The organism is Niveispirillum sp. CC-CTL257, assembly GCF_059489915.1.
On record NZ_JCAJXE010000002.1, the window covers coordinates 55,557 to 82,499 of the forward strand.

At 65.1% G+C, this 26,943-nt stretch carries 27 protein-coding genes; 12 read left to right on the forward strand and 15 right to left on the reverse strand.

The genetic code is table 11. The features are described from left to right. Positions 1-23 precede the first annotated feature (23 nt). Genes ABC729_RS16680 through ABC729_RS16690 form a run of 3 tightly spaced genes read left to right on the forward strand, consistent with a single transcriptional unit; the run spans position 24 to position 3,395 of the window. Positions 24-1,256 (forward strand): tetratricopeptide repeat protein, encoded by a 1,233-nt coding sequence (locus ABC729_RS16680; protein WP_495608741.1) that lies wholly within the window; start codon positions 24-26, stop codon positions 1,254-1,256. A 33-nt stretch (positions 1,257-1,289) separates the two neighbouring features. After that, positions 1,290-2,372, forward strand: a complete 1,083-nt coding sequence (locus ABC729_RS16685; RefSeq protein ID WP_495608742.1) for a polysaccharide pyruvyl transferase family protein — start codon at positions 1,290-1,292, stop codon at positions 2,370-2,372. Positions 2,373-2,402: 30 nt separating this feature from the next. Further along, positions 2,403-3,395 (forward strand): N-acetylneuraminate synthase family protein, encoded by a 993-nt coding sequence (locus ABC729_RS16690; RefSeq protein WP_495608743.1) that lies wholly within the window; start codon positions 2,403-2,405, stop codon positions 3,393-3,395. Between the two features lie 20 nt (positions 3,396-3,415). Here the strand turns inward: ABC729_RS16690 and ABC729_RS16695 are convergent, their stop codons facing one another. Together ABC729_RS16695 and ABC729_RS16700 are read right to left on the reverse strand one after the other, a co-directional pair. Further along, on the reverse strand, positions 3,416-4,204 hold the full coding sequence (locus tag ABC729_RS16695; protein ID WP_495608744.1) for a hypothetical protein: 789 nt from the start codon (positions 4,202-4,204) through the stop codon (positions 3,416-3,418). Beyond that, positions 4,201-5,607 carry a class I adenylate-forming enzyme family protein gene (locus ABC729_RS16700; protein WP_495608745.1) on the reverse strand — a complete coding sequence of 469 codons (1,407 nt, stop codon included), beginning with the start codon at positions 5,605-5,607 and terminating at the stop codon, positions 4,201-4,203. Before ABC729_RS16700 ends, ABC729_RS16695 begins: the two co-directional genes overlap by 4 nt. Positions 5,608-5,657: 50 nt before the next feature. On the opposite strand from ABC729_RS16700, the gene ABC729_RS16705 reads away from it, so the two are divergent. The 4 genes from ABC729_RS16705 to ABC729_RS16720 all read left to right on the forward strand — a co-directional run bounded on the left by ABC729_RS16705 (position 5,658) and on the right by ABC729_RS16720 (position 9,130). Continuing rightward, entirely contained in the window at positions 5,658-6,455 is a 798-nt protein-coding gene (locus ABC729_RS16705; RefSeq protein WP_495608746.1) for an AAC(3) family N-acetyltransferase, read from the forward strand. Positions 6,456-6,566: 111 nt separating this feature from the next. Continuing rightward, positions 6,567-7,292: a class I SAM-dependent methyltransferase gene (locus ABC729_RS16710; RefSeq protein WP_495608747.1), complete on the forward strand. Its 726-nt coding sequence runs from the start codon at positions 6,567-6,569 to the stop codon at positions 7,290-7,292. A 3-nt stretch (positions 7,293-7,295) separates the two neighbouring features. Continuing rightward, complete coding sequence (locus ABC729_RS16715; protein WP_495608748.1) at positions 7,296-8,417, forward strand: 4-hydroxy-2-oxovalerate aldolase; 1,122 nt, start codon at positions 7,296-7,298, stop codon at positions 8,415-8,417. After that, a complete protein-coding gene (locus tag ABC729_RS16720) occupies positions 8,414-9,130 on the forward strand; it encodes a TylF/MycF/NovP-related O-methyltransferase (RefSeq protein ID WP_495608749.1) in 717 nt (238 codons plus the stop codon). The genes ABC729_RS16715 and ABC729_RS16720 overlap by 4 nt, the downstream gene beginning before the upstream one ends. On the opposite strand, the gene ABC729_RS16725 is transcribed toward ABC729_RS16720, so the two are convergent. Continuing rightward, positions 9,112-11,172, reverse strand: a complete 2,061-nt coding sequence (locus ABC729_RS16725; RefSeq protein ID WP_495608750.1) for a glycosyltransferase — start codon at positions 11,170-11,172, stop codon at positions 9,112-9,114. The genes ABC729_RS16720 and ABC729_RS16725 overlap by 19 nt on opposite strands. 148 nt (positions 11,173-11,320) lie before the next feature. Between ABC729_RS16725 and ABC729_RS16730 the strand changes: the two genes are divergently transcribed. The 4 genes from ABC729_RS16730 to ABC729_RS16745 all read left to right on the forward strand — a co-directional run bounded on the left by ABC729_RS16730 (position 11,321) and on the right by ABC729_RS16745 (position 16,037). Then, positions 11,321-13,309 carry a glycosyltransferase family protein gene (locus tag ABC729_RS16730; protein WP_495608751.1) on the forward strand — a complete coding sequence of 663 codons (1,989 nt, stop codon included), beginning with the start codon at positions 11,321-11,323 and terminating at the stop codon, positions 13,307-13,309. An 838-nt stretch (positions 13,310-14,147) separates the two neighbouring features. Continuing rightward, positions 14,148-14,399, forward strand: coding sequence for a type II toxin-antitoxin system Phd/YefM family antitoxin (locus tag ABC729_RS16735; RefSeq protein WP_495608752.1), 252 nt, complete (start codon positions 14,148-14,150; stop codon positions 14,397-14,399). After that, a complete protein-coding gene (locus tag ABC729_RS16740; RefSeq protein WP_495608753.1) occupies positions 14,396-14,809 on the forward strand; it encodes a type II toxin-antitoxin system VapC family toxin in 414 nt (137 codons plus the stop codon). The genes ABC729_RS16735 and ABC729_RS16740 overlap by 4 nt, the downstream gene beginning before the upstream one ends. Positions 14,810-15,107: 298 nt before the next feature. Next, entirely contained in the window at positions 15,108-16,037 is a 930-nt protein-coding gene (locus ABC729_RS16745; RefSeq protein ID WP_495608754.1) for a replication protein RepA, read from the forward strand. Positions 16,038-16,087: 50 nt separating this feature from the next. Here the strand turns inward: ABC729_RS16745 and ABC729_RS16750 are convergent, their stop codons facing one another. From ABC729_RS16750 to ABC729_RS16770, 5 genes are all read right to left on the reverse strand, one after another. Continuing rightward, positions 16,088-17,233, reverse strand: coding sequence for a class I SAM-dependent methyltransferase (locus tag ABC729_RS16750; RefSeq protein WP_495608755.1), 1,146 nt, complete (start codon positions 17,231-17,233; stop codon positions 16,088-16,090). A 14-nt stretch (positions 17,234-17,247) separates the two neighbouring features. Further along, positions 17,248-17,706 (reverse strand): hypothetical protein, encoded by a 459-nt coding sequence (locus ABC729_RS16755; protein ID WP_495608756.1) that lies wholly within the window; start codon positions 17,704-17,706, stop codon positions 17,248-17,250. Then, positions 17,667-18,803, reverse strand: coding sequence for a glycosyltransferase family A protein (locus tag ABC729_RS16760; protein WP_495608757.1), 1,137 nt, complete (start codon positions 18,801-18,803; stop codon positions 17,667-17,669). Before ABC729_RS16760 ends, ABC729_RS16755 begins: the two co-directional genes overlap by 40 nt. Next, on the reverse strand, positions 18,800-19,027 hold the full coding sequence (locus ABC729_RS16765; protein WP_495608758.1) for a hypothetical protein: 228 nt from the start codon (positions 19,025-19,027) through the stop codon (positions 18,800-18,802). The genes ABC729_RS16760 and ABC729_RS16765 overlap by 4 nt, the downstream gene beginning before the upstream one ends. Positions 19,028-19,323: 296 nt before the next feature. Continuing rightward, positions 19,324-21,057, reverse strand: coding sequence for an ABC transporter ATP-binding protein (locus ABC729_RS16770; RefSeq protein ID WP_495608759.1), 1,734 nt, complete (start codon positions 21,055-21,057; stop codon positions 19,324-19,326). Positions 21,058-21,164: 107 nt separating this feature from the next. On the opposite strand from ABC729_RS16770, the gene ABC729_RS16775 reads away from it, so the two are divergent. Next, positions 21,165-21,584, forward strand: a complete 420-nt coding sequence (locus tag ABC729_RS16775; protein WP_495608760.1) for a lasso peptide biosynthesis B2 protein — start codon at positions 21,165-21,167, stop codon at positions 21,582-21,584. Between the two features lie 54 nt (positions 21,585-21,638). Here the strand turns inward: ABC729_RS16775 and ABC729_RS16780 are convergent, their stop codons facing one another. The 7 genes from ABC729_RS16780 to ABC729_RS16810 form a co-directional block, all read right to left on the reverse strand. Further along, entirely contained in the window at positions 21,639-22,301 is a 663-nt protein-coding gene (locus ABC729_RS16780; protein WP_495608761.1) for a hypothetical protein, read from the reverse strand. After that, complete coding sequence (locus tag ABC729_RS16785) at positions 22,298-23,086, reverse strand: 2OG-Fe(II) oxygenase (protein ID WP_495608762.1); 789 nt, start codon at positions 23,084-23,086, stop codon at positions 22,298-22,300. The genes ABC729_RS16780 and ABC729_RS16785 overlap by 4 nt, the downstream gene beginning before the upstream one ends. A gap of 4 nt (positions 23,087-23,090) precedes the next feature. Then, positions 23,091-24,935: a tetratricopeptide repeat protein gene (locus ABC729_RS16790; protein ID WP_495608763.1), complete on the reverse strand. Its 1,845-nt coding sequence runs from the start codon at positions 24,933-24,935 to the stop codon at positions 23,091-23,093. After that, positions 24,932-25,492: a GNAT family N-acetyltransferase gene (locus ABC729_RS16795; RefSeq protein ID WP_495608764.1), complete on the reverse strand. Its 561-nt coding sequence runs from the start codon at positions 25,490-25,492 to the stop codon at positions 24,932-24,934. Before ABC729_RS16795 ends, ABC729_RS16790 begins: the two co-directional genes overlap by 4 nt. Positions 25,493-25,495: 3 nt before the next feature. Beyond that, positions 25,496-26,053, reverse strand: coding sequence for a phage tail protein (locus ABC729_RS16800; RefSeq protein WP_495608765.1), 558 nt, complete (start codon positions 26,051-26,053; stop codon positions 25,496-25,498). A gap of 16 nt (positions 26,054-26,069) precedes the next feature. After that, positions 26,070-26,606: a phage tail protein gene (locus ABC729_RS16805; protein WP_495608766.1), complete on the reverse strand. Its 537-nt coding sequence runs from the start codon at positions 26,604-26,606 to the stop codon at positions 26,070-26,072. 23 nt (positions 26,607-26,629) lie between these two features. After that, the coding region (locus tag ABC729_RS16810; protein ID WP_495608767.1) for a phage tail protein at positions 26,630-26,943 on the reverse strand (314 nt) is incomplete at its 5' end.

The following is a 26,943-nucleotide window of genomic DNA, read 5'->3' on the forward strand; positions in this document are numbered from 1 at the left end:
CCACCCGATGATATTGATCCCTGATGTACGAAGAACGTCTCTGCCGAAAGCCAGCTGCGATGACTGAACCCAGTTCCACACCATCCGCGGAGCAGATCGACCGCTGGCGGCACATTATCAGGGTCTCGACGCGCGCTAACTATTGTCGCGCTATGGCAGTGGCCTTGTTGCGACAGGCGGCGCCGGACGCCGCCCTGGCCCATGCGCGGGAAAGCGTCCTTTTGGAGGCCCATGACGCCGAGGGCTGGCACTTGCTCCTGGATGCCGCAGAACAGGTCCAGGCAAGGGATCTAGAGGCGCTACGTCTCCAGGCCACTTCCACGATCCCGGGCTTCGCAGCGGCCCGACTTGCCTTCCGGTCCCTGGAGGCGACCCATGCCGGGCAGCTTGACGAAGCGGCGGCCCTGCTGGCTGAAGCCCGTGCGACAGTTCCTGCCGCGCCGGCCCCCATAGCCCGCGCCTATCTGTCCTTGGCCCTTGCACTGACTGCCAAGGGAAAAGACCCACTGCCCTGTCTTGAGGCCGGTCGGCAGGTCGCTCCGGACAACCCCGACATCTGTCAGGAAATGGGCCGGGTGCTGCTGGCGGTAAGACGGCCATCCGAGGCATTGGTGGTGCTCAAACACGCTCGTATGGTCGATCCCGAGAACAGACAGACACGCTATCTGCTGGGATTGGCGTTGCTGATCCTTCTGCAAGCCGACGAAGCGATAACGGAATTTTCAGTACCGCCGATTTCCATGGCAAGCCAATTGCGGATAGGGTGGGCGCATCATATCCAGGGCCGGTATGCAGAAGCCATGCTCAGCTATGGCCAGCTTCTATCGGATAACGGCCCCTACCGACAGCTGGGTCTTGCCTATCAAGGACTGTGCCTGTCAGCACAGGACTTGTCGGCTGATGAGCCCTTCGCCCTTCTGGCGCAGACATCTTACCCGCATTATGAGGCCGCCGCCTGCAGCGCTGTGAACCTCGCGTTGACAGGAAAGGCGGATGCAGGCTTGTCGCTGCTGGCGCCGGTCGTTGAGACGTCCCCTGCCTGCGCCGTCCATATCGCCCATGCGCTTGTCCTGGCGGTATTGGGGCGGGAAACCGCCGCCTTGCAGGCACTCGAAGCCGCCCGAAAAAACGCCGCACCAAGCATTCCGCTTTACATCCGGCTTTTCCCCCAGGCCAATCGTATCCTCGGCACGCTCTGCGAGCGGTTGGGCATTGACCTTATGGCCAATCAACCGCCACTAAAGAGCCAGACTTGAGGACGTTTTGTTGCTGAACCGCCGGAACCGATCATGATCACGCTTTTCAACATCCGGCCTCGTGGCCTGAATATCGGCAACGATGTCATCGCCATCGGGTTGCGTCTGTTCATCAAGCAGGCCTTCGGTGAGGTGGTGAATATCATCAGCCTGCCTGCCACATCCAAATATGAAAGCCATGCCAAGGCCGGGCTGCGGCCAGCAACGCTGCACGAGATCAATCAGTATGGCCATGGCGTCATCATCGGTGGCGGCAATCTCTATGAGAATGGCGAACTGGAACTGAACCCGGAAACACTGAACACGCTTGCCCCCCCCATGATGCTGTTCAGCCTGTCGCGTGGCCGTATCTATGGCCGGAAGCGCGAATGGACCGAACGCACGGACGCCATGCCGACCCGGTCTATCCAGGCCCTTAACCAGAAAGCCATGGTCAGCTTTGCCCGTGACGATGCCACGCTGGATTTCCTGCATAAGGTCGGTGCCACGAACGCCGTGCTGGGCGGCTGCCCCACGCTCTACCTTGATCACATGGAGCCGCAGCTTTTCGATCTGGGTAACCTGTACCGGGATACGGTTTTCATCTCAGTCCGTAATCCGCAACTGATCAATGTGCCTTTGGACCGGCAGGCAGAGGTGCGGACAGACATTCTCAATATCATCGGCTTCCTGCGGGAAAAGGGGCACAAGGATATCCGCCTGCTCTGCCATGACCCGCGCGATATTCCGTTCGCCGCCTCCATCCGGGATGTCGACTACACCTATGTGGACGACGCCTTCACCTTCCTGTCGCTACTGCGGGCATGCGCGCTGCTGGTCACGTACCGGCTGCATTCAGCCCTGCCCAGCTTTGCACTGAACCGCCCCTGCATCGTGGTCAGCTACGATGAGCGGGCGATCAGCGCCATGCGCTCGGTCGGTTATGGCGATTGGAACATCGACATGGTCCGCCAGGATGTCATGGCGGAAGTCCGCGACCGCTATGCCCGCTTGGACCAACTTCCCGACCTGCGCCAGCAGGCCGCCCCGGTCTGGCAGGGGCTACGCGAGACCATGGAGGAGGGCTTCGGCCGCTTCGCCCGCTCCGTCATCCAGTATCGTGACGAAGTCGCCTGACACGCCCTCCATCATCCTGGGACCCGATCCATGTCGCTGCACATCATCGCCGAAGCCGGTACAAACCATAACGGCCAAGCCGACACCGCCGCCCGCCTGATCGAAGTGGCCAAGGAAGCAGGCGCCGATTCCGTAAAGTTCCAGATCATCATTCCGGAAGGACTGTACCTCACCGATATCTGGGAGGGCGGGGAACTGAAACCCAACCCCGTGGTGGCAGCCCGCCGGAAGCAGATGCTGTCCCAGACTGACTGGGAGACGCTGGCCGCAAAGGCCCGGACTGTCGGCATCCCCTTTTCCGCTTCCATCTTCGATCACGAGGGGCTGGCGCTGCTTGATCAGCTGAACCCGCCCTACGTGAAGATCGCGTCCACCGATCTCAATAACGGGCCGCTGCTGCGGGCCGCCGCCACCACGGGGCGCCGGCTGATCGTTTCGACCGGCATGTCCAGCCTGGGTGACGTCGAGGAGGCCGTGCGCATCATAACCGATACAGGCAACAGCGACCTGGTGCTGCTGCATTGCGTGTCGGCCTATCCCTGCCCCACGGAACGGGCCAATCTGGGGTTCATCGATACGCTGCGCAGCGCCTTTGGTTTCGCCGTCGGCTATTCCGACCATACGCTGACCAATGTAGCGGCGATCGCGGCCGTCGCACGCGGCGCTACATGGATCGAGAAGCACTATACGCTGGACCGCACGGCCGAGGGCTTCGACCATGCCTATGCCATGGAGCCGGATGCCCTGTCTGGCTATATCGCGGATCTAAGGGCAACACAGGCAGCCATTGCACCGCAGGCGGTCAAGATCGGGGAAACGGAAGCTACCGTGCGCCGCCGGGCCCGGCGTGCGCTCTACACGCTGCGCGACATGCAGCCGGGCGAGATCGTGACGGAGCAGGATGTGCAGATCGTCCGACCAGAGGGGCCTTTGGCCCCCAACGACCTGCCGCGCATCCTGGGCCGCCGCCTGCGTAAGCCCCTGAGCCGGCATACGGCGTTTGACCTGGACCAGTTCGAATAGGCGCTGACACCAGGATGAGGTCAGCCCATGGCCTGGGAATGACGGGTGACGTCTGTTTCCAGGCCGTTCAGGCTGCTGACGGTCACCAGATTGCTGGACACCATCCAGCGGCCATCCATCGCCGCCCAGTCGAATGGCCGATCGGGATCGACGGGTGCGATACCATGTGCATGCTGGGGGTAGAAAGCCACAGCATCGCCAGGAGCCAAATGGGCATCCAGCATCAGATCGCCCTCCGGGCGGCTGATGAAAAGTCCGCCTTCTCTGAAATCCTCACCCCAACGGCTGAGGCTGATGCTCATCACCACCTGCTGTCCGATATCGGGATCGACATGGGTCTGCATCCAGCCCCCGCCGGGCGGATACTGCTTCACGACGGAAACCCCAATGAAATCGTCCGAATCCGGGTTCAGGCCAAAATCGGCAGACAGTCCCGAGACCCGGTTACGCAGGTCATGGCAGCGGCGCAATGCCTTCGACAAACCGGAATCGAGGCTATTCCAGTAAAAGAGCCGCCATGAATGGGTGATCGACTTCACCTTTGATCGCGGCTCGTTATGGTTCAGCCGGTGGTAATTGGGTGTTGTCCAGGTCACGGCAGGATTGCTGGGTGCCTCCCGTGCCGCCATGTCCACACAGAGCGCCCGGATGCCTGCCGCCTCTTCCAGGGACAGCAGCCCGCGAAGGATGACAGGCCCCTGGCGAACCAGCGCGATAAAGTCGACCGCCGCCATATCGACGGCCGCTGTGCCCTCCATACGGGTAACGTCCAGTTCCGGGAGGGCGCAGATAGGGGCAAGAGCGGTCATGGCTGTTCCTCTTTCGCTTCCTCGCACTGGAGCAGACGGGCGGCGGTGGCGCGATCATACTTACCGTTCGACGTCAGTGGCAGTGCTGTCACCGACCGGACCCGGCGGGGCCTAGCGAAGGCACCGAACCGGTCGACACAGGCCTCCGACAGGTGGTCTGCGTCGCACGTCCCCATGACCAGCAGCCCGAAGCCTGCTGAGAGGCCGCCATCAGCGGCCCGCAGCGGTACGGCCATAACGTCTGCCACCCCTTCGATCCGGCGCAGATGCTCTTCAATCGCCTCCGCCCCGATCTTATGACCCGACAGGTTGATCACCTGGTCAGTACGACCGCCTATGCGAAGCCTTCCTGACATATCCAAGGTTCCACCATCCTGGGTACGGAACAACCGGCCCGGGACATTCTCAGCTGCCATGGCGAAGCAGATGGAGCCCCCCTCGTCCAGGGTGGCATAGCCGGGGAAGACAGCGCCGTTGGCGATATCGACACGTCCGTCCGTTCCGATCGACAAGGTCTCTGGTCCAGCCACCGACAGGCCGCTGGAGAATTCCGCTGCCGTCAGGGCGCGCCCTGGCTGTTCGATGGTGACGATCATGGTCTCACTGAGACCATAAGATTGCAGAACGGGCACAGCCAAGGCCCGTTCTGCCTCTTGCGCCTCCTCTAGGGCCAATGGCGCCGTGCAGGAGACGGCATAGCGTACAAAGTTAAGATCACCAGGCTTCAGGCGCCTTGCCAACAGCTTCAGCACCGTCGGGTTCACCCATAGGACTTCCGGTCGCCAAGAGCGGAGCCGGTCTACATAGGTGGACAGCTCCAGGCCTGTGGCCACGGGATAGACCAGGGCGCGGTGCCCCAGGATCAGGGGCAGCAGCAGCGAATTATAGAGTCCGTTCGTATAGCAGTAGCTCATGCTGCCGACATGCGTGACCGCTGGGGGCAGGCCCAGATGACGCCCCACATCATGGGCATTGCGGGTGATCGCTGTCCAAGTGACGGGGATCGCCTTCGGTCGACCTGAGGAGCCGGATGAATGCACGATCCAATGGATATCCGCCGGCCAAGCAGGAGAAGGGAGGGTAGGGGTGAGCAACTCCAATCCCCCGGGCAGCAGAGCAACCGTACAGCCCAGATCCAGCCAGGCCAGACGGCGCTGATCCTCGGGCATGGCTGGAGGCAGGGGAACGGCCACCAGATCCAGCCGGGCCAACGCCGCATAGGCGGCCACGCAAGCCGGCCCGTTGGGCAGACTGAGTCCTACGGGCAGACGCGAAGCCAGACCTGCTGTCCGCAGCAAACTGGACCAGCGCGCGATCCATGCGGCAAACTGATCGGGCTCGTTGTCCAGGATCGCCCCATTGGCGAAGGCCCGGTCGAACAAATCTGAAACGGGATTGGTCAATCCCTTTCCCCTTATCGTCACGACATCACCCTTGATCATACGGAAGAAGCATGACCCCCGCCACTTTGCGTGATGCTATCCACTCGCTGGCCGCAGATGACGGCAGACCTGTCGCCATCTGGTCCGCCCTCTGGCCCTTCGCGCGCGCCATGGGGGGCCGGCGGGACGATCTGGCGGCCAGAATACTGGAAGGCGTGCTGACCGCCATCAGCAGCGACCGCACCGTCCTGATGCCGACCTTTCCCAAAGGTCCGCCAAGCGACGGGCCTTTCGAACTGGAGACAGTTCCCACCGCGTCGGGGCTGATCAACGAGGCTTTCCGGCGTCTGCCGGGGGTCCGGCACACAGCCAGCCGTTTCTTCCCTTTCGCCGTGCATGGCCCCGCTGCGGACAGGCTGGCGGCGCTGCGGCCTGATCATGTCTGGGGGGATGGGTCGCTTTATGCCTGGCTGGAGGCTGAGAACGCGGTCTGCCTGACCCTTGGTGTGCACCCGACGGGCCAAAGCCTGCTGCACCGCGCCGAGTGGCTGTGCCGCGAACAGATCCGGTACCGGTTCGTGAAGCGGTTCGAGGGGGAAATCGTGCAGGCAGGGCAACGGGAGACGCTGGTTGAGCAGCTGTTCGTGCGCGACCTCACGGTGAAGGCCATCTCCCAGTTCGACCATTTGGGTGCCACACTGGAGGCCAGGGCGGGACTGCGCAGATTGACCCTGGACGGGGTGGGGCTGGCCGCTTTCGACGCAGCGCCGGCCCTGGAAGCCGTCGTCGAGCGCTTGAGGCGCGATCCGCTGGATCTCGTCGCCAACCGGAATGAGGTGGGCGCGCATTACGCGATCATGCCCGATTGACGGCGGCAGGCGAGGTTCCTTGCGCAGACGGAACGGCCTGTCTAGTCTGCCCCCAGGGATCTGGGTCTGCATGACCCCATGCCCTGTCTGAAAGACGGATGGAGAGGGACCATGGCCGGATCGCCCATTTTCGACCTGGCGGACCATGAACGGGCGAAATTCACCGACGACCCGTCCTATCGTGAGCGGTTCAAGGCCATCCTGAACAGCGATCCGACGCTGGAGGAGGCCATCCACCATGGCAACGCCTTCAACGGCGCCGTCAATATCGCCCGCACGCTGGCTTTCTACGAACTGTACAAGATGACAGCCGGGATGGCTGGCCATGTCGCCGAAATTGGTGTCTGGAAAGGGGCCTCCTTTCTGCTCTGGGCAAAGCTAGTGCAGATATTCGAGCCCTGGAGCAGCACGCAGGTGCATGGGTTCGACTGGTTCAAAGGAATGGATCCGGACACGCGGGACGGTGATATCCGGTCCGGCTCTTACAGCGCCGATTACCAGCGTCTGCGCAGGCTGATCGATATTCAGAACTTGAGCCCTATCGCCCGGCTGCACTGCATGGATGTCACAACCGACCTTCACGCCTTCGCCGATCAGGTGCCCGATATCCGCTTCAAGCTGGTCTTCTTCGATGCCGGCGTCTATTCGGTGGTGAAGTCGGCCCTGCCCTGGTTCTGGGAACATCTGACGCCAGGTGGCATCGTGGTCTTTGACCAGTTCAATTACCAGGTATCGCCGGGTGAAACACGGGCCGTGACAGAAATCCTGCCAGGCGTGCCAATCCGGACCATGCCATGGACACGCAGCCCCTCGGGCTATGCCGTGAAAGGAAGCTGAAGCATGGGCCATCCATTCCTGGAGGCCCGGCCGGGGCCACTGATCCTGGACACAACGCTGCGCGACGGCAGCTATGTGCTGAATTTCCAATTCACATTGCAGCAAACGGCGGAAATTGCCGGAGCCCTGGACCGGATTGGTATACCGCTGATCGAGGTGGGGCACGGAATCGGCCTGGGCGCCTGGCGCAGCCCACGCTACCGGTCCGCCCACACGGACGCCGAATATATGCAGGCAACATCTGGGGCCGTGCGTGACGGCGCCTGGGGCATGTTCTGCATTCCCGGGATATCCACCCTGGATGATCTGGAAATCGCCATCGACCATGGGATGCGCTTCATCCGGGTTGGAACCAACATCACCGAGTATCGCACGGGCATGCCCTTCATCGAACGGGCCAAACAGGCCGGGATGATTGTCTGTGCCAATTACATGAAGTCCTACGCCGTAGCACCGGATGTCTTCGCCGACATTGCCGCCGGCATGGGCGACCACGGGCTGGACGCGGTCTATATCGTTGACAGTGCTGGCGGCATGCTGCCAGCCGATGTCCGGCGCTATCACGAAGCGCTGCGCGCCCGCAGTGATCTGCCCATCGGCTTCCACGGTCATAACAATCTAGGGCTGGCCGTTGCCAATTCGCTGTTGGCTGTGGAACTGGGAGCCCGCATCGTCGACAGTTCCCTGCAGGGATTGGGGCGTAGCGCAGGCAATACCCCGACCGAGATGCTGGTGTTGGCCCTGGAACGGGCTGGCATTGCCTGCGGCATTGATGTCATGGCCATGCTTGATGCGGGAGAGGAACTGATCCGACCTCTGCTGCGCCGGGCGGGCTCCAGCTCCATCGACTTGGTGGCAGGCTATGGCCAGTTCCATTCCAGCTATATGGGCGTGATCCGGGAGTTCGCAGATCGTCACGATATCGACCCCCGTCGGCTGATCCTGGCCGTCACAGAGATCGACAGGATGAATGCCCCCCGCGAACTGGTCGGGCGGCTGGCCGCCCTGTTAGCAGCCGAACCCAAGGCTAGGGCCGTACCCGAGCGGTTCCGCCTGGATGAATATTACGGGGACGAGCAGAATGACGCCTCCCGCCCCGATCAGTTAGGAGGGGGGCGGAAATGACCGATCTGCCCCCCGATTATGATCCGAATTTCCTGCCCGTCTTCGAGGCGGCGCGTCACGCCACCATGACCTCATCGTCGCGCATGTACGCCCTGTACAAGGCCGTGCGCTACATTGTCGAAGCAGGCATTCCGGGCGATTTCGTGGAATGCGGCACCTGGATGGGTGGATCGGTCATGATCATGGCCCTGACCCTGCGTCAGTGCGGGGTGGAGGACCGGACCATCCATGCCTATGACACATTCGAAGGCATGCCCCCACCGACGGCGGTGGATAGGGATGTAACCGGTGTCCCGGCGGCAAGCCTGCTGGCGGGGGCGGATGCGGGCGACCCCGCCTCGATCTGGTGCCGGGCGGGAATGGAGGCGGTCTACGCCAATTTGGATCGTACCGGATATCCTTCCGAGCGGCTGCATCTAGTGAAAGGGCTGGTGGAGGAGACGATCCCGGCCCAGGCGCCGGACCACATCGCGCTTCTGCGTCTGGACACGGACTGGTACGCCTCCACCAAACACGAGCTGGAACAGCTTTATCCCCGCCTGTCGCCTGAAGGGGTGCTGATCATCGATGATTACGGGCACTGGCAGGGGGCCAGACGAGCCGTGGATGAATATTTCGGAAAGGATCGCCCCCTGCTGCTCAACCGCGTCGATTATACAGGCCGCATCGCGGTGAAGCCGGCATCCCATGGCTTTCAGGCCGGCAGTATCTGACGGTAGCGGCCAATCTCCATATAGGGAGGGCCATCGCCGCGTTCGGTGATCCCGAGATAATCCAGTTCCCAGGCATGGCTGTTCTTGGCCAAACGGGCTTTGATCCCATGCTCGATCTCCAGCCAGGGCAGAAGCCCCGTCAGGCAGTGGCCCCGATAGAAAGCCAGATCAGCCGGGGCACAGAGATAGGCCTTGCCGAACCCGCACAGGAAAAGACGCAGCCGATGGGGATGGTCGCGTAGATGGTCGAACAGGGCATGGGTCACGCACAGGCTTTCCGCCAGCAGCACGTCATCGACGCTGATCACGGCACCAGGCGTCATCAGGTCGGTACACCATTCCAGGTCATTGCGGACGGCATCGTAAGAATGCTCGCCATCAATATGCAGAAACCGACAGCGCCCCCGCCAGACTGCGGCGGCATCAGTACGCCGCAGCTGGCGTGAGCAGCCTTCCAACCAGTCAACCCGCTCTGCCGGCAGGCCCAGTCCGGCCAGATGCGCCGTGACCAGATCGCGCTGTGGGGCAATATCGATGGCGCAAACACGTTCCTGCCCCCGCAAATGGTCCAGCATGGCGGCCAATCCACTGCCCCAGAAGACACCGATCTCCAGGCCATGGCCCTGCACATCCCGGCCTTTCTGCAGGTCGAACAGAAAATCCCAGATACCGAAGGCACCATCCGACAGACCGCCATAGCGGGGGGTGAGCGCGGCAACCGCCGCCCGGCGATCCATTTTGGACTGCCGGCGGGCCGACAGGATCGGGGAAGTCTGGTCTGACGGTCGGCGCGCCTCGGCCAGCGCCTCGGCATAGAGGGCAGCATAGCGGCTCGCCTGGCGCTCCAGCGTGCATTCGCGCTCAATGAAAGCCCGCCCGGCCCGGCCCCAGGCACCCAGCCGGCCCCGGTCAGATAAGGCTTCAGCCAGGGACCGGGCAAAGTCGACCGGCTCCAGCCCACGGGCCAGCAGACCGCGTTCGTCATTGCCCACCAGATCCGGCAGGCCGCCTGCGGGCAAGCCGATGACAGGCGTGCCGCAGGCCAGCGCTTCCAGCGCCGTATTGGGGTAATTATCCTGGGCGCTGGGTACGGCGACAAGATCAGCCATGGCATAGAGGGGGACAAGGGCCGCCTCGTCCCAGACCGGGCCTACGGCAATGGTCCGGATACCGGCGGGAGGGTCCACTGTTCCCTCGCCAACGGTCACCAGAACAATATCCGACCGATCAGCCAGCGCGTCCAATCCCAGACGCAGCAGCCCATAGCCCTTGCGCGGGTCACTCAGCACATGCGCGATGAAGAGGATAACCGTATCGCCGGGGGCAATGCCCAGACGCTGGCGGACGGGAGCGGGATCGACCGGCCGGAACAGGCCGGTATCCAGGCCATTCGGCACCACATGTACAGGACAGTCAGCGAAAAGGCGGCTCCGCCGTGCTTCCGCCGCCAGCCAGTTGCTGGGCGTGACGATATGCAAGGGTGCCCGCAGGGCCGACAGGGCTGCGGCTTTGCGGGCAAGAACGGTGGCCGAAAGATCATCGGGGTTGTGCGATCCCAACACGGGGCAATGACCACAACTCGCCGTGAACCCCTGGCAGTCGCCAGTATAATGGCAACCGCCCGTGAAGGGATGTTGGTCATGCAGGGTCCAGACCAGGGCCTGTTCCGGACGGACGGACGGCATGAAGGTAGCCCAATCCATCAGGCCGCGCGTCCAATGCAGGTTCAGCACATCGGCTGGCGCCAGCTTCCGGGCCAGCAGCGCCGCGCGCGCCGCGCGCTCGGAATGAAAGAGGGCACGGTCGCGCAGTATGGGATAGGGGGCCTCCTCGGCCCGGATGGCCTCCTCGCGCTGGCGCCACTCGGCCAGTTCCGATGTGGTCTGTGGCTTCACCACGACCATGTCGGGGGCGTTGCTGCGGGCGCTTGCCACATAGAGGGTTCGATCAATGCCGATACGGCCCAGACCCTCATACAATCGGTACATGGCCCGCGCAGCGCCGCCGACAATGTCATAGGTATTCAGCAGGGCAACACGCATGAATGGCAACCTCTGGGGAACCGAGCGAATGATGCGTAAAATAGTGCCAAATCCAGCCCGCAAGCGTGAGGATAATCCACCTGCCTCCCCGTATGGCCCTATGGCAGTCGAAACAGGCTCCGTTTTCATGGCATGATGACCGGCAGAGATGAGCATACGGAACGGGGTCATGGTACGGGGCGGCAGCCGCATTGGCAGGCCAACAGGAATACGCCTCTCCCTCTTCAACCCGCAGGCCCCCTTCCATCCCGTGGCGGAACGGGAACTGGCCCTGCGTCTGGCCATGGCCGTGGAGAGGCTGGGCTGGGAGGCGAGCATCCAGACAAGATCGGCCGAGGTCGAGGCGTTCGACCCCGACGCCGTCATCAATCTCTACCCCGAAGCCGCCCCGAAGCTGACGGAGCATGTCTGGCTGGGCTGCGCCTGGAACCCGGTCAGTCTTGTGGCAAGGCTGACCCCGCCGGCCCGGGCCGGGGCCGCCCGCCACCTGCCGGCCCAGGATGGTTATCTGGTTTCCGGCCCGCAGCTGGAAGCGCATCTGGAAGGGTTGAGACCTGACGCGCCCCGGCGGCCCTTCCATCCCAGTTCCCCCCGCAGCCATCTTTGCCCCGGCATCGGCCCCGACAGCCGGTTGTTCTATGTCGGGTCCAACTGGGACGGGCAGCGCTACCCCTCCTTGCTGAAACAGCTGGCCGGGGCCGGGGTGCTGGCCCTGCACGGCACGGCGGAACGCTGGTCGCACCTGGAAGAGGCCTGGCAGGGGCCGCTGCCCTTCGACGGCCAGGCCGTGATCAAGGCCGCCCAGCATTGGGGCATGGGCCTGTGCCTGCACCTGCCGCAGCACCGGGCCGAGGGCGTGCCCAATATGCGGGTGTTCGAGCTGGCCGCCGCCGGTGCTCTGATCATCGCCGACCGCCACCCCTTCATCGAACAATGGTTCGGTGACCGCGTGCTTTATGTGAATACCGATGGCGGCGAGGCGGCGGCGGCGGAGAGCATCCTGGCGCAGGTGGCCTGGGCCCGCGCGCACCCGCACATAGCCCGCGCCATGGCGACCGAGGCACAGGCCGTCTTCAACCAGCATCTCTGCCTGGAGGCCTTGCTGGCCCCGCTGCCCGATCTGCTGAACGAACTGAGACCGGAGCGAAAGCGGGGGCGGGCCGCGCCCCCGCGCCTGCGGCTGGGTGTGCTGGAGCCTGAGCGGGCGGAGATCATGACGGCGGACGGGGTCGCCCCCCGCCCCCTGCCGGCCCGGGCCGATATGGCGGGGCTGCGCCGGACCGTGACGGGTCTGGACGGGCTGGCCCTGCGTCCGGCGGGGGTGGAATGGCCGGCGGGATATCTGGACCGGATGGCCGGAGCCCTGGCAGACAGTGCCGGCGGGGCCGTGCTGGCCCCCGGCCTCTGGCCCCGCCCCCCCCTGGAGGGCGGCTTCCAGCTGGACCCTGATGAGGATCGGGCCCTGGCGCCCCGGCCCGGCGAGTCCGTGCCCGATGGGGCGGGACCGGCCCTGGCCCGGCTGCGGGCCGGCGGCCTGTGCCTGCGGACCGGGCGGCTGCAGGGGATGGAGGGGGAGTGGCCGGACTGGCTGTCGCTGGCCCTTGATCTCGGCCCCCTGCTGGCCGACGGGGCCGGTGGGGTCACCCTGCTGCCCCTGCCCGAACCCAGGCTGGTCCAGGGGGAGGCAGGGGAGCGGGAGGGCCGGCCCTGGCCTGCCCTGACGGGGGCGGTGGAAACCCCCATCCGTCTCAGCGGTATTGCCGATCTGATGCCCGATCTGGTCCGCGATCTTCCCCTTCTGCTGCGGGTAGACGAATTCGACATCCTGCCCGGTACGGGGCCGGTCTGGCTCTATGGGTGCGGTCGGGGCGGGGAACTGGTGCTGGAGGCCCTGGGTCCTGTGGCGCGCGGGCGGCTGGCCGGCTTCCTGGACAGCGGACGGCGGGGCCGCCTGCACGGGCTGCCCCTGCAACGACCGGGCGATCTGGAACCGGCGGCGATAGCGGCGGCCACCATCATCATCGCGGCCCAATATGTCAGCGACATGCTGAGCATCCTGCGCGCCCTGCCCATAGCGCCAGCCCATATCCTGAACGCCTACCCCTTCATCGCGGCCCGCATCGAGGCGGGGGGGTAGGACGTTTTCCTCAAGCGCCGGCGCTGCATCCGCAGCTTGGCTTACGCGGCACGTGCCGCGCGGCGGCCGTCGCCGCCGGAGCCGGTTCCGGTGGACCGGAACCGGCTCTGAACCCTGCGCAACCGGATGCAACGGGAAAAATGTTTCTGTTTCATCCAGGCATGACGGCAACGCGACATCGTGGAACCGGTCGAAGCGGACCGTTTCAAAATCCGCCTCCGCAATCTCCAGCAGGTCCGCCGCACGCAGCAGGGTGGTGATATCCCCCGACCTCACCGCCAATTCCAGCCCGCACAGGAAATCATGGCGCAGGGAGGCCAGATCATCATCCAGGGCCGGCATCGGCGGCGGGGCCGGACGGCACAGAAGATCGAAGGCGGGACAGCGCCGCCGCGCCCGCCACAGGGCCCCACGGGACAATCCGCACCAAGCAGCGACCCGCCCCACCGGCACCCCGTCGGCCAGCGCCCGCGCCACGGCATGCCAGCCTTCATCATCCAGGGTGCGGGAATCCAGTCCTGGAAAGCGGGGACGAGAGAGTCGATTCAAGGCGGGATCGGACATGGAGAAGGCTCCCGGCAACAGGTTACACCCGTGGCTTGAAATCTTGACTGTCGGTCAATCTTCCTTGCCCCTCAATCGCTAGCACCCCTATCCGCAGGCCCCAGGCTACACGCCACATGGCGGCAGTAGCCGTCGGCGCGCGCGCTATCGGTCAGGAATACTGAGCGATGAATTATAAGATTTTATTCTTATCACAGGATGAGGGTAAAAGCCAGGGACCACAAGCTTGACACGTATCAACCAGTTTATAGACTGGTCTGTCTGGAGGCGGATAATGACTGAAATCGGAGCGTTCGAGGCCAAGACCCATTTCTCGCAACTGCTGGCGCGAGCCGGGCAGGGCGAAGCGTTCACCATCACACTGCGGGGAAAGCCCGTGGCCCGACTGGTGCCGGCCAGCCAGCCCGATCAGGTGCAGGCACGGGCGGCGCTGGAACGGCTGCGCCTGCGGGCACAGGCAATGGGCGGCAAGCCCTTCGACTGGGAAGGCGAGTGGAAGGATTATCGGGATGAGGGGCGGCGGTGAGTTTTGTCCTGGACTGTTCCGCCACCCTGGCCTTTGTCCTGCCCGATGAAGGGGGCGTCGATCCAAACCTGACCGAGCGGCTATTGACGCAAGGCGCGCTTGTGCCCTCTCTGTGGGCGCTGGAGGTGGCCAATAGCCTGCTGATGGCCGAAAGACGGGGGCGGATCGCCCCTGGGTTCCGCACCAGTGCCTTGGCCGACCTTGCCTTGCTGGCGATCAGTCATGATGGCGAAACCGCGCGATCGGCTTGGGGGCGGACCAGCGATCTGGCGGCAGCCCACCAATTGACCCTCTATGATGCCGCTTATCTGGAGCTGGCCTTACGGCTTGATCTGCCGCTGGCCAGCCTGGACCGGGACCTGATCAGAGCAGCCAGAAGTGCCGGCGTCGCCGTACTGCGGATCCGGTGACCGGTCGGGACTCTACTCGCGCCCCCCTTCTGGCTGCCCGTTCCGTGTGCTGGGGCAGACGCCGCCTGTCTGCGATTCGGGGGATAAAAGAAAACAAGGGCACGCCTGGAAAATTCGCGGGCCGATTCTGTCCCCGGGACTCTACTCGCGCCCCTTCGGGACTCTACTCGCGCGACTCGGACTTATCCCCGGGACTCTACTCGCATAACTATAAGTTAGAATCTAAAAGCCTTTCTAATAGCTTGCGCGAGTAGAGTCCCGATTGCATTCGGGAAAAGGCTGCGTAATCTTCCAGGTCATGGGAACAATACATCAGCTCATCCGGCAGCACGGCAAGGATAACGCCAAGCTGTATGCCGACCCGGACGAGAAACACCTCGTCGACATCGCCGCCGAAGTCATGGCCGGCGAGCGGGAGGATTTGGGCTGGGCCTATACAGGCTGGGCTTTCACCGCCCTGCCGCATAAGCGCGTACCAGACGATGCTGTCTGGCAACGCGAAATGGGTCAGGTCACCCTGACCATCAGCCCCGGCCATCTGCCCGGCAAGACGCGTAGTGAGGTGGTGAAGGTCGGTGTGCCGTTCGGGGCACATGCACGGCTGGTCATGCTCTATCTGCAGACCCAGGCCATCCGGACCGGCAGCCGCGAGGTTGAGGTGGGCCGCACCATGAACGCCTTCCTGGAACGGATCGGCGTGGCACCGGGCGGCAAGACCAGGCAGTCGGTCAGCGAGCAACTGCGCCGGATCGCGGCATCGACCGTCATGTTCAGCTGGCAGCAGACACCCGACAGCGCACCCGGCTTCATGCGGCAGACCATCATCAAGGGCGGCCAGCTGGGCGTGCGGATGACAGACGATACGCAGGGCGCGCTCTGGGAAGAGCACATCGTGCTGTCGGAGGATTTCTACGACAATCTGCGCAAATACCCGATCCCGCTGCTGGAACAGGCCATCCGGGCCATCGGGGCCAGCAGTCTGGCGCTCGATCTCTATGTCTGGCTGTCCTACCGGCTGCGCAGCCTGACCAAGCCGACCACCATTTCCTGGCAGGCCCTGCATGCGCAGCATGGGGCCGAATATGCCCGCATCCGTGACTTCAAGCGCTTCATGATCCCGCAACTGAAACTGGCTTTGGCAGCCTATCCGCAGGCGCATGTGACGCTGGAAGATGATGGCTTGATGCTGTATCCGTCGGCCCCGCCGATCAGCAAGCTGGGCGGCTAGGTCTTCGGCCTGTCAGCGGACAGTCGGGACTCTACTCGCGCCCCCTGTCTTCAGCGCACCCGCATCCAGAAGGAACCGCCGCGGCCATTGTGGAACGGGGCCGGCAGCAGGTCATTGGCAGCGGGCAGGTCGGCCGTGAAGGCACCGGGCCAGAGAATGTCGTAGCGGGTCTGACCGGCCAGCAGCATGGTGGCCAGCAGATATTGCTCATTATAAAGCCGGCCCAGCCAGTCGGGGGGATAGTCGTAGGGCAGGAAGATGTCGTGGATATGCACGATGACGCCCGAGGCCAGTTCCGGCAGGATTTCCGTGAAGAAAACGGTGACGTCGCTGTTCTGGAAGGAGCGATGGGAACCGTCAAAGAACAGGATGTCACCGGGTTTCAGACTGGTGAAGAGCGTGGAGTCCGCCTCTTCCAGGCCACAGCGGGTGATCTGATCGCACAACGCATCAATCTCAGCCCTGGGTTCAGGGTCGATGCTGTGCAGATGGGTGCCTGTTGCAAAACGGGTGATGGCCCAGCGGGCAAAGCGCGTGGACATGCCAGAGCCGATTTCCAGCAGCCGGGCCGGACGGTGGCGGGCCAGCATGGCGCAGAGCATGCCGGCATCCAGGCGCGGCAGCCAGATACTGTCCCACCAGGGCTGATCCGGGCTGGCGGGATCGGTGCTGGTGGCGATGGTGGAAAGGACGGGTGCCAGATCCGCCAATGCCTGCGCCGCCGGACGATAGTCGCCTTCAGCCAACAAAGCGGCAAGGCGGGCATGGGCAGGCTGACCATAGCCATGACGCACGCGGGGACGCGGTGGGAAATCGATCTGCACGACATCGCCACGACGCCAGAACCGGCCCAGATAATCCAGGTTGGCCCGGGCATATTCATGGTCTGGGGCCAGTTCGAGAGCCTTTTCCAGGGTAGCACCGGATTCAGGGAACCGGTTCAGCAGGCGCAGGGTGGTCCCCAACTGTGCCCAGGCGTCGGCATTGCCAGGATCACGCTCCAGCAAACCGCGCAGAATGGCTTCGGCCTGGGTCGGCGCAGAATTGCCGCGCAAGGTGATGGCCCGACCGATCAGGGCGCGCGGATTGTCGGGGGCAAGATCAACCGCCTGACGGAACAGGGCGGTCGCCTCCGCCAAGCGTCCGCCGGCGGACAGGGCGGCATAGGCTTGCGACAGGATGCTGTCCAGGTCCATGGGGCATGTCTCCTTCAGCCCGGCAACGCCGTGTAGAGGCGGATATGCGGGGTGGCGTCATGGATATGGACGGCACCCGCAGCGTGCAAGGTCTGCGTCATCGCCGACAGGTGTTCGCTGGCGATGATGAAGATACCGTCGCGCAGATGGTCTGCCGGCAGGTCGGCGGGCCGCAGCAAAGGCAGGTCGAGGGCGGTGCCGGTGCTGTGGCTGTCCAGCAGGGCCGTCACCCGCAGGTGGGCATGTTTGGACAGTTCCCCCAGCACGATGCGCCCGCCCCGACCGCTGCCATAGACATAGAGCGGGTGCCCTGTGGGCAGAGCGTGGAAATCGGCGGGGCCGGTCAGGCGCGGCAGGTCGGGCCGGTCGGCGGGCTGGCCCCAGGCGGGGGCCAGGGGCAGGTCGGATGCGATGGCGGCACGCAGGCCGGCGATTACCGGGTCCAGCCGTTCGCGGTCAGCAATGCGGGCCATGGCCTCGGCCCGCCCGTCAGGACGCGCGGCGGTATTGTCGGCCCCACCCTGGCGCCAGTGGAAATCCGTGGTGACCCGCCAGGACGAGGCGAAGGGGGCCGCCCGCGCCAGACGGCGCAGAAGATAGCTATCCTCAGCGAAATCCAGACCCGGATCAGGCCCCGCAGCGGGCAGGAGATCGGCAGGGGCCAGGAAGGCACTGGAATGGATCGCCAGGTTCCAGGCCATGAAGGCACTGCGGTCAGGGGCCGGCAGGGCATGGAAGGTGCGATGCTCAAAGCCGGGATCGGCGGGGGGAAGGGGCCGTCCGCATCATCCCAGACCTGAACAGACCCGGAAATGGCAATCGACCCGGCCAGGGCCAGAGGGGTCAGGCTGGCGACATGGTTGGGATGCAGCGCGTCATCATCATCCAGCATCCCGAACAGGTCGGCCTGCACCACCTGCAGGCCCGCCCACAGGCAGGCGCTGCGCGTCGTGGGGCCAATGGGGGGGGATGCGATGTCGATCAGGTCGAGGCGGCGGAAACGCTGGCGCTGGCGCTCCATCTCCGCCTCCAGACCCGGCACTGGCGCGTAGCGGACCAGGATGACGCCGATGCCGCCGGATGTCTGGGCCGCCAGACTGTCCAGGCAGCGGCGCACAAAGCCGATATCGCGCCCGCCGATACGCACAATGTAATCGACACTGGCGGCAGGGCCGGTGGGCGTGAAGCCGGCGGCAACCTTAATATCGGCCAGCCGGGCGGACAGCGGGCCGGGCGTCAGGTCGGCGACGGTCAGGATATGGGCGGGCCGGCCCGTGGCGGACAGCGTGTCCGTCAGGAACCGCGCCTGGGCCGCATTCTCCACGATGAAGCCATCATGGGAGAGCACGCGATCCAGCCGCTCCCGGTCATGGCGCAGCCGGTCGGGATCATCGCGCAGCCAGCCCAGCCAGGGATGGCCCGTGCGTTTGCCCAACGCGGCATCGGCGGCAATGACCAGATCCGGGGACAGGTCCGTCAGCTGACGCGACAGGGTGCAGACCGGCCCGTCCCATCCGGCGGGAAGCGGCAGGCCGGCGGGGTTGAACAGGACCAGACTGGCCCCGCTCACAGCCCATTACCGGCAACGCTGCCGTCCTTGCGCCGCGACAGCTGCACCTGACCCTCCACGCATTTGACATAGGTGGTCTTGCCCAGGGCCAGATTGTCGCAAATGGTGATCAGGGCGCGGGGCAGGGCGCCAAATTCCTTCGACCCGCGCACGCCGGCATTGTAGGTGGCCATATAGGTTTTCAGGGCTTGCTTGGTCACGGGCTGGCCGTTCTGGTCAATCATCGCGCGAAAGGCTCCGGGTGGATGGATCCTGATCATGGAGCAGGGCGGGGTGGAAGGGCCAGCGCTGAATGGAGTGCACGGGTACTGTGCCCGTGCGGTCTGGACCACAAGGAATGATATCAAGAAGCTATCATTCCTTCCTTGATATCAGTTTCCCCCTGCACTCAGCGCATTCTCTCTTCGGCGAGAAGGTGACAGTGACAACCTGACCACCGCCGCGACCACGACCCCGGCGGGCAAATCGATAACGGCGACGGTAATGTCATTAACCGCCTGCACGCGTATCGCCACCAGTGTCACGGTCTGGCAGGCGGATTGGAGATGGTACGGCCCGCTGTCAGTTCCAGGACCCGGTCGGCGGCGCGGCGGGTGGCGTCGCGGTGAGTGACGGCCAGGATGGTCAGTTTGCCCCGCAACCGGTCGAGCGTTTCCAGCACCAGCGCCTCTGATCCGCCATCCAGGGCCGAGGTGGCTTCATCCAGGATCAGCAGACGGGGTTGGCGCAGCAGGGCACGGGCGATGGCCAAGCGCTGACGTTCCCCGCCGGAGACGGCATTGCCGCGGTCGCCAACCACCGTATCCAGACCCTGGGGCAGGGCGCGCACGAAATTGGCGGCCCCCGTATCCTCCAGGGCTGCCCACAGATCGGCGTCTATCGCCTCCGGGGCGGCCAGCAGCAGGTTGGCGCGGATCGTGTCATGGAACAGGAACGGGTCCTGCGGCACGACCGCCACCTGCCGCCGCCAGGCCGGCAGGTGGCTGGGCGTCAGGATATTTCCATCCACCAATATCGTGCCGGCGGTCGGCGGTGCCAAGCCCGCCACCAGATCGGCCAGCGTGGATTTGCCTGCACCAGACGGGCCGGTGACAGCCAGCAGCGTGCCGGCGGGCAGGTCGAGATCAATGCCTTCCAGGGCCACGCGCCCGTCACCGGTGCGCAGGCCGACCCCTCGCAGTGTCAGGCGGTGGGAGAAGGGGGGCAGGTCGGGCCCGACCGATGGCTCTGCCCCGGCCCGCAACCGGTCGCGCATCTGTTCATAAAGCCCTATGGCGGGCAGCGCGCTTTCCAGCTGCCGCCAGACCCGCATGCTGCCCAGGCCCCGCTGCGCCAGGCGCGCGAAGGCCAGGATCACCACCAGGGCCTCGCTCAAAGGCTGCTCCAGCCAGAGGGTCGCCGCCACCACGGCCAGGGCCGCCAGCCCCGCCGCCGTCAGCATCAGTGCTGCCTGCTCATAGGCCATGATGCGGGCGTGCCGGGCCTGGAGATGGCGCAGGTCGGCGAACCGCTGTGACAGCACATCCTGACGGGCCTGTTCGGCCCCCAGCCCCTTGATCACACGCAGGCCCGCCAGATCATCCGTCACGTCGGCCATCATCGCCTGCTGTGCCCGGCCCAGGCGCACCCCGATGTCAAAGCCGCTGCGCCCGATGCGCCGGATCAGCAGCAGCGCCAGCAGGGCCGCCGCCAGGGTGGCCAGGGTCAGGGGCGGCGACAGCAGCAGGGCCGCCGCCAGCAGGGTCGGCAGGGTGAGGGCCGCAATACCGAGATTGACCAGCGCGTCATGGCACAAGCCCAGGCGGTTCACCTCGATCGTCAGGATCTGCTTCACGTTACTGGCGCGCAGCGCCTGAAATACCGGCCAGGAAACATGCAGCAGGGCCGCATGCAGGTCGCCGCGCAGGCCATCCACAAAGCGGTTGCGCTGATCATTGCCGATGATGGCGCGCGCTGCGGTCACGGCGGCGGCGGCGGCGACCAGCAGTAGATAAAGCCCCAGCCCCCCCAGCAGGGGGCCGGCGGGGCGTGCGCCTTCGCCCCCCACCCCAACCAGATTGAGCACCGGCACCAGCAGCAGCAGGCCCGCCCCTTCGGCCAGCGAAGCGGCCAGCCCCAGGCCCAGCATCAGTCCCAGCCGCCGCCGTCCATAGGAGGCGGCCAGCAGAGCCAGCAGGCGGCGGGCGGTGGCAGGGGCAGTCAGGGCGGATGATGATGGCATGGGGTCCAGCGGGACGGTTGGGCGGGGGATCATGGGCCCGGCCGGCGCTGAAACGCCAGTCCCTTGTGGCGCGTCCCGGCTCCTGGCGTTCCGGCCGGTCCGGTCGTATGGTGCCTGTCGGAGAAGCAGGGGCGGGGATCATGGTGGTCGGTCGGCTACGCAGACTGGAGGCGGCCCTGGCGCTGATGCTGGCCCGGCTGCTGGTTGTCCTGGTGCCGTTGCGTCTGCTGGGCACCGCGAACGCCCCCGGCACCCGACAGGAGAGCCCTGCCGATCTCCGCCTGCTGGCGCGGGCCCAGAGCGTGGCGCGGCGCGCCAACCGGGTCGCGGACCGGCTGCCCTGGCACAGTACCTGTCTGGTCCGGGCCGTGGCCGTCCAGCTGCTGCTGCGCCGGCGCGGCAGCAGGTCAGCGGCGATCCGGTTCGGCGTGCGCAGACAGGACGGTCTGCTGCAGGCCCATGCCTGGCTGCTGCTGGACGGCACCATCCTGACCGGCGGGGAGGAGGCGGACGGCTATGTGCCGCTGGCTGACTTTTCAGTCAACCGGAAGCAGTTCTAGCTTTGCAGTCCCTCAGTCGCCGCCGGATCTGTTTCCGGTCAACTGAAAACAGTTCTAATGATTTTCAGGTGCCGATCCCCGGGCGCGGTAATGGGCCAGCAGGCGGGGGCACAGGGTTTCCAGCGTGTCCTCCAGGCCGGGCGGGTGCTTCTGATCCCGGAACCGGTCGGTCAGGCCCTTGGTCCGGGCATTGCCGAAGACCACTTCCATCTCCTCCTGCAAGGCGGGTTCCGCCGCCCAGAGGCTGCCCAGCAACTCATCATAGGAGCGGCGGAACTGGAAATAATCTTCCGTGACAGGCCAGCCGAGAGCGGCCATGGCGGCCAGAATGGCCGGGTCGCGGGCCACCAGATCCTCGTAATGGATGACGGCGTCGAAGCGGTCGCGTGCCAGGAACAGCCCTTCCAGGATCTGGAATTTCTCATGCATGAGGCCGCTGTGATGGCGGTAGGGCTTGGTGCGCAGGCTGGCGTAATTGTCGCGCGGGTCACGCAGCAGCAGCACGGTGCGGTCGGGCCGGAACCGCTCCACATGCACCGCCAGGGGATAGGCCGTCGTGATCACGGCCTTGGCCACGAAATCCAGGGACGTCGATACGCGCGGGGCCGCGTAATTGTTGGGAATGTCAATCAGCGCCACGCAGCCCGGCCGCTGCGCCAGCACCTGGGTGAAGGCGGTGGCGCCGCTGGACTGCATGCCATGGACGAGCAATCTCATACCGGTTCTCCGGGGTGGGTCAGCCAGTCCCTGTTAATCTCTGCCGTGATGAAGACATAGCGGCGGGTATGCGGCGTGGGCCAGCGCATCCCGACCCCGTGCAGGGCGTGGATGCTTTGCGGGAACAGCACCAGCTGATTGGCGCGGTAGGGGATGCGCGCCACTTCCTCCACCGCCGTTTCCGGCAGCTGCTCGACAAAGGGTGAGGGGGCCACCACCCCGTCCCGCCAGCGATAGAGGCACAGTTCGCCGCCCTGGCTGTCATCTTCCGGCGCGCGGAGGTAGAACAGGCCCGAGAACAGCCGGTTGGGCGTGTCCAGATGGGGTCCGCGCGCGCGGGACGGCGTATCGCGCACCGGCGTGTTGATTTCCAGCCGCGCATCCTGGCGGATATCCAGCCCCGTGGCCGCAGGGGGCTGCGTCAGATCGACAAGAGCCGTCGGGTGGCCCGTCAGGCTGCCGCCCAGAGCCGCCAGCATGGCAGGCTGCCAGTGGCCCTCGAACAGGGCCGCCACTTCCGCCAGGAAATCCGGGCCGCTATGCAGGTTTACAAACTGTTTCCAACTGTCCGAGACATCATCCAGCCGTCCCAGCATGCTGGCCGACAGCACATAGCGCCGGTTGCCACGCCCCCGGTCAGGGCCGGGGGCGATGCGACCGGGTGCCGGGAACCCGGCGGCCAGTTCCGCATAAAGCCCCGCCTCCAGCACATCGGGAATGACGATATGGGGAAAGGGGTCGATCCGGATATCAGCAGGCGTCACATGGGCGAGCAGGGAACGCATGTGGTCATTCCCCCTGGCCGGGGGCGGCCCTGCCCGCTGCCCATTCCCGCAGAGCCATTTCCACTTCTGGAATGACATCGGACCAGTCGGCCCAACGTTTCTGCCGGAACAGGCGCATGCGCGGATACCAGGGGGTCGTGTCCCCTTCCTGCATCCAGCGCCAGCAGCCATCATAGCGCGACAGCAGCAGCACGGGAATGTCGAGCGCCCCCGCCAGATGTGCCGTCGAGGTATCGACGCTGATCACCAGATCAAGGTGGCTGACCAGGGCGGCGGTATCGGCGAAGTCCGACAGTTCCGCCGTCCAGTCATGAATGGGGAAGGGCGGATCGGCCATCTGGGCCGCACCGGCACCCTTTTGCAGGCTGATGAAGCTGATGCCGGGAACGGTCCCCAGAGGGGCCAGTTTTTTCAGGGCGATGCTGCGCCGCCGATCGATGGCAGCGGAAATGGGGTCATGGGGACGCGGATCGCCGGCCCAGACCAGCCCCACCTTCAGCCCCGGCAGGCCCGCCAGACGCGGTGCCCACGCCTTCCTGTCGGCGGGATCGCAGGAGAGATAGGGCGGATCATAGAGGATGTTGCCGGGCCGCACGCCCAGCCGGTGCGGCAGCGACATCATGGAGATGCCGCAATCCCATTCCGCCGGATCATTCTGTGTGGTCAGCATCCGGATGCGCGGATCGCTGAGGCCGAACAACCGGACCAGGGGTTCGTTGGTGAGCAGACCTACCTGTGCCCCCCTGTCGGCCAGCAGGCGGACATAGCGGAAGAAATGCAGGCTGTCGCCCATCCCCTGTTCGCTTTCCACCAGGATGCGGCGACCGGCCGGATCACCGCCGGTCCAGGGGGGCAGCCGGTCGATCAGGCGCCATTGTATGGTGTAGTGGAAATGCTGGTCACGCTGTTCATAGACCGCCCAGCCCCGTTCCCAATCGCCCGACCGCAACAGATCGCAGGCCAGCAGGAAGGAAGTGGTGACCGGATGATCCTCCCCCAGGGCCGCTTCCAGGGCCATGGTCTTCTCATAGAGAGGGAAGCTCTTGTCGAACCGGCCTTCAAAGGAATGGATGGTCGCCAGATTGGCCAGGCCGGGCACCATGTTGGGTTCCAGTTCCAGCCCCTTCTCCAGGGCCTCGATCGCTTCCGCGAACCGCCCTTGCGAGCGCAGGACGGCACCCAGGGTGCACCAGGCCGTTCCCAGTCCCGGCGCCAGTTCCGTCACGACCCGCCTGGCCAGCGCCTCGGCCTCCTCAAGCTCGCCCATCGTTTCCAGGACCGAGGCCAGATTGGCCATGGCGACGGGATCGTCGGGATAAAAGGCCAGCGCCTGGCGCAGCGTGGTGATGCCGTTGGCATAGTCCCGCATATTCGCCTGAATCAGGCCCAGGGCACCCAGGACCTGCGGATAGGCGGCATTGATATGGGCCGCCTCCATGGCATAGGGATAGGCGTCGGCATAGGCGAAACGCGCGATCAGCCCCCGCGCCTCTTCCATCAGCAGATCCAGCAGCAGGCCGCCCGCGGAATGGGCGGGCACCTGTGCAACCACGGCCCGCAGCAGGCCCGCCGCCCGGCCCCTGTCGCCGGTATCGATCAGGGCGCGGGCCAGTTCGGCCATGGCGTTGACATGGTCCGGTCGCCGTTCGATCAGCCGTTCCAGCACGGCCGCTGCCTCAGCCGGCTGGCCCAGGCGGCGCAGGGCGATGCCGTAAAGGAACAACCCATCGTCGCTGCATTGTCCCTCGGCATCCAGGGCCGCATACAGGGCGGCCACCCTGGGCTGGTCATCCTCACGGCAGGCCTGTTCGGCGGCCTGATGGCGGGCGGCGATATCCATGGGGGTCATTCAGGCTGTTCATGGGGGGCGCCGGGATGGCGCAGATGCAAGCGCGAGACGTCACGCCCGGTTTCCACGAAACCGAGACGCTGGTAAAGGGCCAGGGCCCGGATATTCAGGGGATCGACGCAAAGAACCAGGCCCTTGCCGGCGGCATCCGCCTGCCGGATGAGATCGCGCAGGAGGGCGCTGCCGCTGCCCCGACCGCAGGCCGACGGCAGGAAGGCGATATCAACGACCCGCCAGTCGGGGCCGTCAATGTCCAGATAAAGCCGGCCGATGGGATCGGTTCCGCGCAGCAGCAGCAGCCGGACCGCGTCCGGATAGCGGTGGTTCCAGTCCTGCTGCCGGGCGTCGAACTGCTGGTCGCAGAACCAGCGGCACATGGCCTCGTCCCAGCCGGTGGCGGCCAGTTCGGCGGCGCGGGTGCTGCGGTAGAGCCGGCGCAGGAAAGGCAGGTCGGCGTCCCGTTCGGGACGGACCCGCAGTCCAGGCAGACGAAGGGCAGGCACCCGCGCGGATGCCTGCCCCCCTTCCTTCCTGTCCATTGTGGACGACAGCGTCATGCGTCAGTTCCGGGACGGCCACATACCATCAAAGTTGATGCAATAGCGCATGACCAGCAGCGGGGAGCGGTTTTCATGCGACGTATTGCCACCGGCCACCGACAGCGCGTTCGACGCCATCGGGCCCAGGGTCGGGTTCAGCGTGGCATTGACATACATGCCCAGATTGTAGGCGCGGGTAGCGCCCTGATACAGGGGGTTGGAAGGAATAGCGGTCGAACCGGGAGCCGCCAAGCGCACCGCAGAGAGCTGCGATACCATGCTGTGGTTATGGGACGGGATTTGGGCGCTGGTCAGGGTCACCGCCGCCTGTCCCAAGGTCATACCCACGGGATAGGGTCCGCCAGCGGCCGTGACCGTATTTGAATAGCCCAGAACCACCCGTCCGTTCAGGTTGGGAACGGCGAAAGTGGTCTTGCCGTCGCCGCCATATGTCAGGCCGAGGATGGCGGCCAGCGCCTGATACTGCTGGATGGGGTGCAGCGACCCATCGCATGTCAGCCAGCCGGCCGGCGTGAACATATAGGGGAAGGCCCGGATTTCACCAATGAACGCGTCCATTTATGCCTCCCTTGGCTCAATTCGCGACCGGATAGGTGCCGTTCAGCGCGATGATGTAGCGCATCGCCATGGACGGCATGATGTTCGGGTGTGCCTGTCCGCCGCCGGTTGGCAGGATGACACCCGCCGCCATGGTGGCGTTGGCGTTGGTACTGTTATAGGGAGTATAGAGGTTGAAGCTGTCACTGGGGTCGGCCAGGACGGCATTGATGGGGGATGTGCTGGAGGCCGCGCCCGTCGTCGCCATCTCCGGATGGCTGTGCAGCGGCAGCTGCGCCTCGGTCAGGGTGACGGTGGTGACACCACCGCTCTGGCCCAGCGTATAGGTGGAAATGCCGGCCCCGCCGCTGCTTCCATAGCCGATGGGCAACCGGCCCCGCAGGTCCGGCACCGCAAAGGTCGTTGTGCCGTTCCCGCCATAGCGGGAGCCCAGCAGCGAGAACAAAGCCTCATACGCGCTGACATTCAGGACGGTTCCGTCACATTCCTGCCAGCCCACCGGGACATAAGAGCCGGCGAACAGTCGGATTTCGCCAACATAATAATCGCTCATGACATGTCTCCCTTGTCAGGCGGTCAGTTGCGGGACGGAAAGATGCCGCTGGTGGCGATGCAGTAGCTGAGGGCCAGGAACGGCTGCCGGTTCTCATGCCCGGCACTGCCGCCGGTATTGCCGATGATCGACGTGCTCAACGCCGTCAGGCTTCCCGCAGTGGGGGGAGCATAAATGGCCGGGGGTGCTGGCTGCGGTGTCGGCACGGTCGTCGGGATGGATGTGCCGGCGAAATAGCCATTCGTCGGGTTCGCCGCCTGGTTGATTGCGAGGGCCTGCTGATTGGCGGCGGCGACCGTATGGGTATGGGCCGGCATCTGGGCGACCGACAGGGTCA

What these genes read in the sequence shown, in the direction of transcription:
- ABC729_RS16800 (WP_495608765.1), bottom strand. Translation starts at nt 26,053, where the DNA reads ATGGACGCGTTCATTGGTGAAATCCGGGCCTTCCCCTATATGTTCACG.
- ABC729_RS16715 (WP_495608748.1), top strand. Translation starts at nt 7,296, where the DNA reads ATGGGCCATCCATTCCTGGAGGCCCGGCCGGGGCCACTGATCCTGGAC.
- ABC729_RS16680 (WP_495608741.1), top strand. Translation starts at nt 24, where the DNA reads ATGTACGAAGAACGTCTCTGCCGAAAGCCAGCTGCGATGACTGAACCC.
- ABC729_RS16695 (WP_495608744.1), bottom strand. Translation starts at nt 4,204, where the DNA reads ATGACCGCTCTTGCCCCTATCTGCGCCCTCCCGGAACTGGACGTTACC.
- ABC729_RS16795 (WP_495608764.1), bottom strand. Translation starts at nt 25,492, where the DNA reads ATGACGCTGTCGTCCACAATGGACAGGAAGGAAGGGGGGCAGGCATCC.
- ABC729_RS16785 (WP_495608762.1), bottom strand. Translation starts at nt 23,086, where the DNA reads ATGCGTTCCCTGCTCGCCCATGTGACGCCTGCTGATATCCGGATCGAC.
- ABC729_RS16745 (WP_495608754.1), top strand. Translation starts at nt 15,108, where the DNA reads ATGGGAACAATACATCAGCTCATCCGGCAGCACGGCAAGGATAACGCC.
- ABC729_RS16790 (WP_495608763.1), bottom strand. Translation starts at nt 24,935, where the DNA reads ATGACCCCCATGGATATCGCCGCCCGCCATCAGGCCGCCGAACAGGCC.
- ABC729_RS16805 (WP_495608766.1), bottom strand. Translation starts at nt 26,606, where the DNA reads ATGAGCGATTATTATGTTGGCGAAATCCGACTGTTCGCCGGCTCTTAT.
- ABC729_RS16780 (WP_495608761.1), bottom strand. Translation starts at nt 22,301, where the DNA reads ATGAGATTGCTCGTCCATGGCATGCAGTCCAGCGGCGCCACCGCCTTC.
- ABC729_RS16730 (WP_495608751.1), top strand. Translation starts at nt 11,321, where the DNA reads ATGAGCATACGGAACGGGGTCATGGTACGGGGCGGCAGCCGCATTGGC.
- ABC729_RS16685 (WP_495608742.1), top strand. Translation starts at nt 1,290, where the DNA reads ATGATCACGCTTTTCAACATCCGGCCTCGTGGCCTGAATATCGGCAAC.
- ABC729_RS16775 (WP_495608760.1), top strand. Translation starts at nt 21,165, where the DNA reads ATGGTGGTCGGTCGGCTACGCAGACTGGAGGCGGCCCTGGCGCTGATG.
- ABC729_RS16720 (WP_495608749.1), top strand. Translation starts at nt 8,414, where the DNA reads ATGACCGATCTGCCCCCCGATTATGATCCGAATTTCCTGCCCGTCTTC.
- ABC729_RS16755 (WP_495608756.1), bottom strand. Translation starts at nt 17,706, where the DNA reads ATGGCCCGCATTGCTGACCGCGAACGGCTGGACCCGGTAATCGCCGGC.
- ABC729_RS16690 (WP_495608743.1), top strand. Translation starts at nt 2,403, where the DNA reads ATGTCGCTGCACATCATCGCCGAAGCCGGTACAAACCATAACGGCCAA.
- ABC729_RS16750 (WP_495608755.1), bottom strand. Translation starts at nt 17,233, where the DNA reads ATGGACCTGGACAGCATCCTGTCGCAAGCCTATGCCGCCCTGTCCGCC.
- ABC729_RS16705 (WP_495608746.1), top strand. Translation starts at nt 5,658, where the DNA reads ATGACCCCCGCCACTTTGCGTGATGCTATCCACTCGCTGGCCGCAGAT.
- ABC729_RS16765 (WP_495608758.1), bottom strand. Translation starts at nt 19,027, where the DNA reads ATGATTGACCAGAACGGCCAGCCCGTGACCAAGCAAGCCCTGAAAACC.
- ABC729_RS16725 (WP_495608750.1), bottom strand. Translation starts at nt 11,172, where the DNA reads ATGCGTGTTGCCCTGCTGAATACCTATGACATTGTCGGCGGCGCTGCG.
- ABC729_RS16710 (WP_495608747.1), top strand. Translation starts at nt 6,567, where the DNA reads ATGGCCGGATCGCCCATTTTCGACCTGGCGGACCATGAACGGGCGAAA.
- ABC729_RS16735 (WP_495608752.1), top strand. Translation starts at nt 14,148, where the DNA reads ATGACTGAAATCGGAGCGTTCGAGGCCAAGACCCATTTCTCGCAACTG.
- ABC729_RS16770 (WP_495608759.1), bottom strand. Translation starts at nt 21,057, where the DNA reads ATGATCCCCCGCCCAACCGTCCCGCTGGACCCCATGCCATCATCATCC.